This window comes from Hyalangium sp. (assembly GCF_035629615.1).
Classification (GTDB): domain Bacteria; phylum Myxococcota; class Myxococcia; order Myxococcales; family Myxococcaceae; genus Hyalangium.
Window position 1 is genome coordinate 1 of sequence record NZ_DASPHO010000309.1, and the last position, 5678, is coordinate 5678.

General features: G+C 68.7%; 6 protein-coding genes and 2 pseudogenes. 4 read left to right on the forward strand and 4 right to left on the reverse strand.

What is annotated here, in order from left to right; genetic code table 11:
- Positions 1-902 (forward strand): annotated as a pseudogene (locus VD972_RS15690) (hypothetical protein); the annotation flags it as partial.
- Between the two features lie 6 nt (positions 903-908).
- Here VD972_RS15690 and VD972_RS15695 read toward each other — a convergent pair.
- Positions 909-1340: a PEGA domain-containing protein gene (locus VD972_RS15695; protein ID WP_324987642.1), complete on the reverse strand. Its 432-nt coding sequence runs from the start codon at positions 1338-1340 to the stop codon at positions 909-911.
- Positions 1341-1430: 90 nt separating this feature from the next.
- Here VD972_RS15695 and VD972_RS15700 point away from each other — a divergent pair, with 90 nt between their 5' ends.
- Complete coding sequence (locus VD972_RS15700; protein ID WP_324987645.1) at positions 1431-1655, forward strand: hypothetical protein; 225 nt, start codon at positions 1431-1433, stop codon at positions 1653-1655.
- Positions 1656-1662: 7 nt separating this feature from the next.
- Here VD972_RS15700 and VD972_RS15705 read toward each other — a convergent pair whose 3' ends face one another.
- Both VD972_RS15705 and VD972_RS15710 read right to left on the reverse strand, forming a co-directional pair.
- Positions 1663-2469, reverse strand: a complete 807-nt coding sequence (locus VD972_RS15705) for a hypothetical protein (RefSeq protein WP_324987648.1) — start codon at positions 2467-2469, stop codon at positions 1663-1665.
- Between the two features lie 388 nt (positions 2470-2857).
- Positions 2858-3778 carry an alpha/beta fold hydrolase gene (locus VD972_RS15710; protein ID WP_324987650.1) on the reverse strand — a complete coding sequence of 307 codons (921 nt, stop codon included), beginning with the start codon at positions 3776-3778 and terminating at the stop codon, positions 2858-2860.
- A gap of 115 nt (positions 3779-3893) precedes the next feature.
- On the opposite strand from VD972_RS15710, the gene VD972_RS15715 reads away from it, so the two are divergent.
- Positions 3894-4400, forward strand: a complete 507-nt coding sequence (locus tag VD972_RS15715) for a MarR family winged helix-turn-helix transcriptional regulator (protein ID WP_324987652.1) — start codon at positions 3894-3896, stop codon at positions 4398-4400.
- 84 nt (positions 4401-4484) lie between these two features.
- Complete coding sequence (locus tag VD972_RS15720) at positions 4485-5210, forward strand: hypothetical protein (RefSeq protein ID WP_324987654.1); 726 nt, start codon at positions 4485-4487, stop codon at positions 5208-5210.
- An 8-nt stretch (positions 5211-5218) separates the two neighbouring features.
- Here VD972_RS15720 and VD972_RS15725 read toward each other — a convergent pair.
- Positions 5219-5678, reverse strand: a pseudogene (locus VD972_RS15725) (dTDP-6-deoxy-3,4-keto-hexulose reductase); the annotation flags it as partial.

Below are 5678 nucleotides of genomic sequence, written 5' to 3' on the forward strand. Positions count from 1 at the left end.
GGGGCGCAGGCGCCCAGCTGGGGACGAAGATCCGCTCGCGCATCTCCGACGGCCACGCCTACCTGGCGCTCACCCGCGCGCTCGCCGAGCTGCAGTGGTACACGCCCAGCCTGGGCTTTGACTTGAGGCCCGTGCTGGCCGCCCGAGGCGAGCTCATCAGCCGCCAGCGCCCCGACATCGGGCTGGAGAGCTACTACGCCACCCGGGTGCAGCTCACGCTCGGCCTGAGCTACGAGCTCTTCCGCGGGGCCGCGATCGTGCTTGGAGTGGGTGCCGAAGAGCTCGACGTCTTCCGCCTGCGTCCCGTGGAGGGGAGCGGCCCTGCCTCTGGCGTGAGCCCGAGCTCGACTCTTCGGCCCTACCTGAGCGGCACGGCGCAGCTCGTCTTCGACGCGGATGAGATCCGCCGAGATCGCCACACCGAGCTGGAGTTCACGGGGCGGCACTACCCGCGCGAAGCCGGGCGCGGCTACGGCCTCACGTCCTTCCGGTTCCAGCGGGTCTCAGAGGTCGGCTGGCATGACTTGTGGCTCACCAGCCGCGGGGCCTGGCTCTGGGGTTCGGTGCCCTTCATCGAGGAGCAGCCGGTGGGCGGCCTGCACGTGCGCGGCGTCTTCGACGAGCGCTTCTACGCCAAGCACGTCGCGAGCGGAGGGCTCGAGGTGCGCTTCTCGCTCACCCGCGACATCTACAAGGTCGGTGGCTTTGCTGACATCGCCGTGTTCGGGGATCTCAACCGAGCCAACGGCTCCGAGCGGGTGCGTGTGGTCGGCGCCGCCGGACCGAGCTTCCACGTGCTCTTCGCCGATGTCTTCCAGCTCGATCTCTCTTACGCCATTGGCGTCGCTGGCCAGGGGCAGGCCGATCGCGGCTTCACGCTGGCCCTCAAGCAGGCCTTCTGACGAACCTCACGGGCTGCCAGGAACCGGCGGGAGCGGCGGAGGCGGCATGATGTACGGGTCGGACTGCTGCGCGGGAGCACCGCCGGCCAGCGGGGTCAGCTCGTAGTTGCGCTCGGGCTTGTACCCCATCACCCACAGGAACGGCACGAGCGTGAAGAAGCCACCGATGCACGGCCCGAGCTGGAACTCCTCGTTGCGCACGAGGAGGGTCTCGAAGTCCTCGTACCCCTCCCTCCGGAGCTTCACGAACGTGGTGGAGCTGACGGTCTTCGTATCCGAGTGGATGTAGGGCGTCCTCCCGACCTTGCTGCCGTCGATGTAGACGGTGGCACCCGAGGGCTCGCTGCGGATGACGGTGCTGCTGACGCATCCGGCGGAGAATGCGAGCGCGGTGCACGCCGCCATCAGCCGAAGAGAAACACGAGTGTGATGGGACATGGCGTGGCGGGATAATGTGGCCCCGCCATGCTGTCAATGAGGAGCGCGCGTTCTGGTTTCCCCTGGCGCACCCTCTTTGTCGGGGAGCTTGTGCGGAGAGCTCCCGAGTCCGGCTGCCTCCAGCTCCACCCGGCCGTGACGGCGACCCTCAACGACATCCCGCTCCCCATCCCCTCGGACTTCCCCACGGGCTCTACGGTGGTGTCGGCCAGAGCCTCGAACATCCCTGCGGAGCGCTGCGAGGGCGTGGCCACCTGCACCGCGAACTCCCTGCTCGTCTACCCTCGAGTCGTGGAGCTCACCGTCCAGCCCTGAGCCGGGCTCACGGACACGCGCCGCAGTCGGCTCCACAGCTCTGGGGCGTCGTCCCCGTGCCGCAGCGCTCGGTGAACTGGCACACGCCATCGCCACACCGGTAGATCTCCGTGGGCTCGAGGCGCGTGGTCAGGGGGAGGAAGGAGCTGCCCTGGTACGTGCACCGCGTGTAGTACGTCCCCGTGGCGTCCAGGGTGCAGAGCTCCGAGCAGAACCCGACGTGGGCCAGCGGCGCGCAGTCGGTGCTCTGCGCCTGCGAGGCAAGCCCGCACGCCCGGGAGGTGCTCTCCGTCACTCCCAGGAGCGGCCGATCATTGGCCGCGGAGACGCCCGTGCCGTTGAAGAGGTTGCCGAAGAAGCACGCCTCCCTCATAGAGAATCGCTCCAGCTCCCGGGCCGTGTAGGGCAAGGGCTTGCCCCTCGCCGTCCTTCCCAGCACGGAGAGGGGGACGTGGAGGCCGAACTTGTTGACGTGTGCGGCCAGGCACGCCGAGACGACCTGCTGCTCCCGCTCGGTCGCCGGATGCCCCGCGCTCCAGTCGCGAGCCAGTCCCAGGTGCCCTCCCCACCGGTAGACCCGCGCCGTCAGCGGGTTGCGGTAGGTGATCGTCCGGTTCTTCGGCGCCGCGCACCGGACCACGTACTCCATCACGGCTTCGCTCACGGCTGGGCTCTGGTTGAACCAGCTGCTGAACGCCGGGGAGTCCAGTCCGTGGGACGACAGCCCATCGATGGACAACCCATTCGTCGACAGCCCGTTGGTCGACAGCCCGTTGGTCGACAGCCCGTTGATGGCTCGGAGCCACTGCTCCACCCTGGCAGGTCCGTCCTGGGCCGCGCGCCCTTCCTCCGCCTCGGAAGCATCTCCAGGCGTCATTGGCCCGCAGGCCGCAAGGCTGCTGATCCACAACACCAGCGGGAGCTTCCTCCCCCACTGGCCACACTGGTCACGACGAGCTCGAGATGCCCCCCGAATCATGGCGTCCTCCCGCGCAGAACCTCTGCGGCAAGAGCTGCAGATTAGGGATTCCCAGGGAAAGCGCGTCTCCCCCCAGCCCTCGGCCCGAGGGCCCCGTCAGGCGCCGATCTCTCGAGGCGATTGGAGCGGAACACTCCCCACGCGCGCTCGCCTTCCCGCCAACGGGCTCCTCGTCCCACGGGGAGGTGTCGCCCAGAGCGCTACTCCTCCGCCTGGGGCGCCACTATGAAGAGAGGAACGCGCGCAGCTCGCGCAGGACGGCCTCGGGGGACTCCTCGTGCGGCCAGTGCCCCGCGTCCGCCAGCTCCACCACCCTCGCGTCCGGCAAGGCCTCCTTCCATCGCCCAAGCATGTGGGGCCGGAAAGCCGTGTCCTTCATGCCCCAGAGAATGAGCGCAGGCCGGCCCTGCAGCCGCTGCCTGCGCTCCCACTGGCTGGCGTAGAAGGCGCTGGAGCCGTTGAGGGCGCGCGCCAGCGCCCAGAGCACCTGCCCTCGAGACTTCGCATCCGGAAAGGGAGCCAGGTACTGGCGGTGGATGCGCCGGGTGAGCTTGCGCCGATCGCCATACGCGGACGGAGCCAGCACCCTCAGCGAGAAGTTGAGCCGGCGGTACAGGAAGCCGCCCAGCGCACCGCTGACGATCTTCCCCCGCTGCACCATCTCCCGATCCTCCGCGAAGCTCCACATCCACGTGTTGAAGAGCACCAGCTCGCGGATCCGCTCCGGCTGCTCCAGGGCCAGCGGCAGCCCGATGGGCCCCCCGAAGTCGTGCACCACCAGGGTGAAGTCCTTCAGCCCCAGCCGCTCCACGAAGGTTGCGAGCGCGCGCGCGTGCGCCTCCGGGGTGTACTCGAACCGCTCAGGCCGCTCCGAGAGCCCGAAGCCCAGCAGATCCGGCGCGATGCACCGATGCGAGGAAGAGAGCCCCCGGATGAGGTGCCGCCACTCGAAGGACCAGGTGGGCGTCCCGTGGACGAACAGCACGAGCGGGCCCCTCCCCTCTTCCACGTAGTGCATCCGGCCGTCCGGCAGCTCCACGGATCGGTGGGCAAACGGGTAGCTCTCTGTGTCCACCCAGCTGGGTGCAGAGAGCGCAGCGGACGTCCCGCTGGCCGCTGGGGCAGTGAGCGTCAAGGTCTCCATGGCGTACCTCCTCCGACTCAAGGGTGACGAACACCCCCTCATGCCATATTAGTAAGGCTCCCTTGACCAATTGGTCAAGTGGAGTTGACTAAATTCTGCGGGGAGAATGGTGCCGGTGGGACGGAAACCGAAGGAAGGCTGGGAGCAGCTGGAGGAGGCCAAGCGGGCCAATGTGGGCCAGGTCCTGCTCAAGTGCGCGCGGCTGCTCGACGAGCGCGCGGTGGCACGAGTCAACCGGGAGGGAGGGCCTCAGCCCCGGCTCCGTCCGGCCCACACGCGATTGCTCCCGCACATCGACGTAGAGGGTACGCGGATCACCGAGCTGGCACGACGGCTGGGGATCACCAAGCAGGCCGTGGGGCAGCTCGTGGACGACCTGGTCCAGCAGGGGGTGCTGGAGCTGGCGCCGGATCCCGAGGACAAGCGGGCCCGGCGCGTCCGCTTCACGCCCAAGGGCATGGCGGCCATCGCGCACGGGCTCGGCATCCTGCAGCAGCTTGAAGCCGAGCTGTCCCGCCGAATCGGCGCTCCGCGCATGCGCGCGCTCCTTGAGACGCTGACTGATCTCCTGGTAGCCCTGGAAGAGCTGGATCGCGATGTGGCCCCGCCACCCGAAGAGTGATCCTGGTTCCCGCTCGCCGCGTGCCATGACAGACTGCCGGTGGGCTCGCGAGGAGGACTCGCGAGGTCCCAGGTGATCCTCGACATGAGCGAACAGGCCAACGAGGGCGAGGACATCTCGAAGAGTCCCTCGAAGCGCGACATCCTTGAACGTGCCTGGTCCAAGTACTGGTACTTCGCGGAGGAAGCGCTCCCCGCGCGCGTGGAGGAGCTGCTGCGGCTGCTGCCCGCCGCGCGCACCTACGGCATCACCACCCCGCTCGAGAACTTCCTGAAGCGGTACACGGGCGAGGTCGTCTCCATCCCCATCGACGCCCCCCTCGCGAGCCCAGAGCGGCGCGCCACCTCGGTGCACTGGACGCAGAAGCTCATCGCCGCGTGCACCCCCGCGCCCCAGAGTGGGGATCAGTTCTGCATCCCCGCGCTCCCGGAGCCTTACATGGGCTGGCTGCAGGGGACCTCGCTGCTGCAGGGCTTCTCCTCTCCGCAGGAGGGGCATCTCTATGGCGCCTGGCGCAACCACTACCTGGATGATCCGTTCGCCTCGCTCGGCTTCGTCCGGGCCCGGGTGCTGCTGGAGAGGATCCAGCTGCGGCCCGTGCGGCCGCCGGACTTCTCCTGGGCGCTGCGCCGGTTCCGGGCGTACCTGCGCCTCACGCTCCCCAAGGGGAACCGCGTCCCGAACGCCGCGCAGCTCGAGCGCTTTGCGGACGAGCACCTGGAGCCCCGCTTCGAGCAGTACCGCGAGTTCCTGGCGCCCATCGCCGAGCGCGACGGCGGCGTGTTCACCTGGCAGTCCAAGTACGGGTAGCTCAGCTCTCAGGGCAGCTCGGGCAGGCGCTCCTTGAGTGAGGGGAGCCGGATTCGCTCATCCTTCATGCGCTGATCGAAGACGAAGTCCTCCGAGGGCTCCACCTGCCAGCGGTCCCCGTGACGCGCACTCAGCGCGCGGGCGATCTCGTAGAAGGTCCACCGCTCGTTCGAGTCGAGCATGTAGAGCCCTGGCTCGGCCCCCGCGAGCTCCTGCAGGGCTCGCACCGTGTCATCCAGAAGGGAGCAGGCCGGGTACCAGCGTGTGCTCGCCTGCACTCGCCCCTCTTGGCGCATCCTGTCCTCCAGGAAGGCCAGCATGTTGTTGCCTTTGGGCTCCTCACCGATCTGCCAGCCCAGCCGCACCACCCGTGCCTCGGGGTTCTGGTGGAAGACCCGCTCCTCGGCTCGGCGCTTCTCGTACCCGTACCCCTCGGGGGCGTCCGGCTGGGAGTCCCGGGTGAAGGGC

Coding starts and splice junctions, on each gene's coding strand:
- VD972_RS15710 (WP_324987650.1), bottom strand. CDS start 3,778: ATGGAGACCTTGACGCTCACTGCCCCAGCGGCCAGCGGGACGTCCGCT.
- VD972_RS15720 (WP_324987654.1), top strand. CDS start 4,485: ATGAGCGAACAGGCCAACGAGGGCGAGGACATCTCGAAGAGTCCCTCG.
- VD972_RS15695 (WP_324987642.1), bottom strand. CDS start 1,340: ATGTCCCATCACACTCGTGTTTCTCTTCGGCTGATGGCGGCGTGCACC.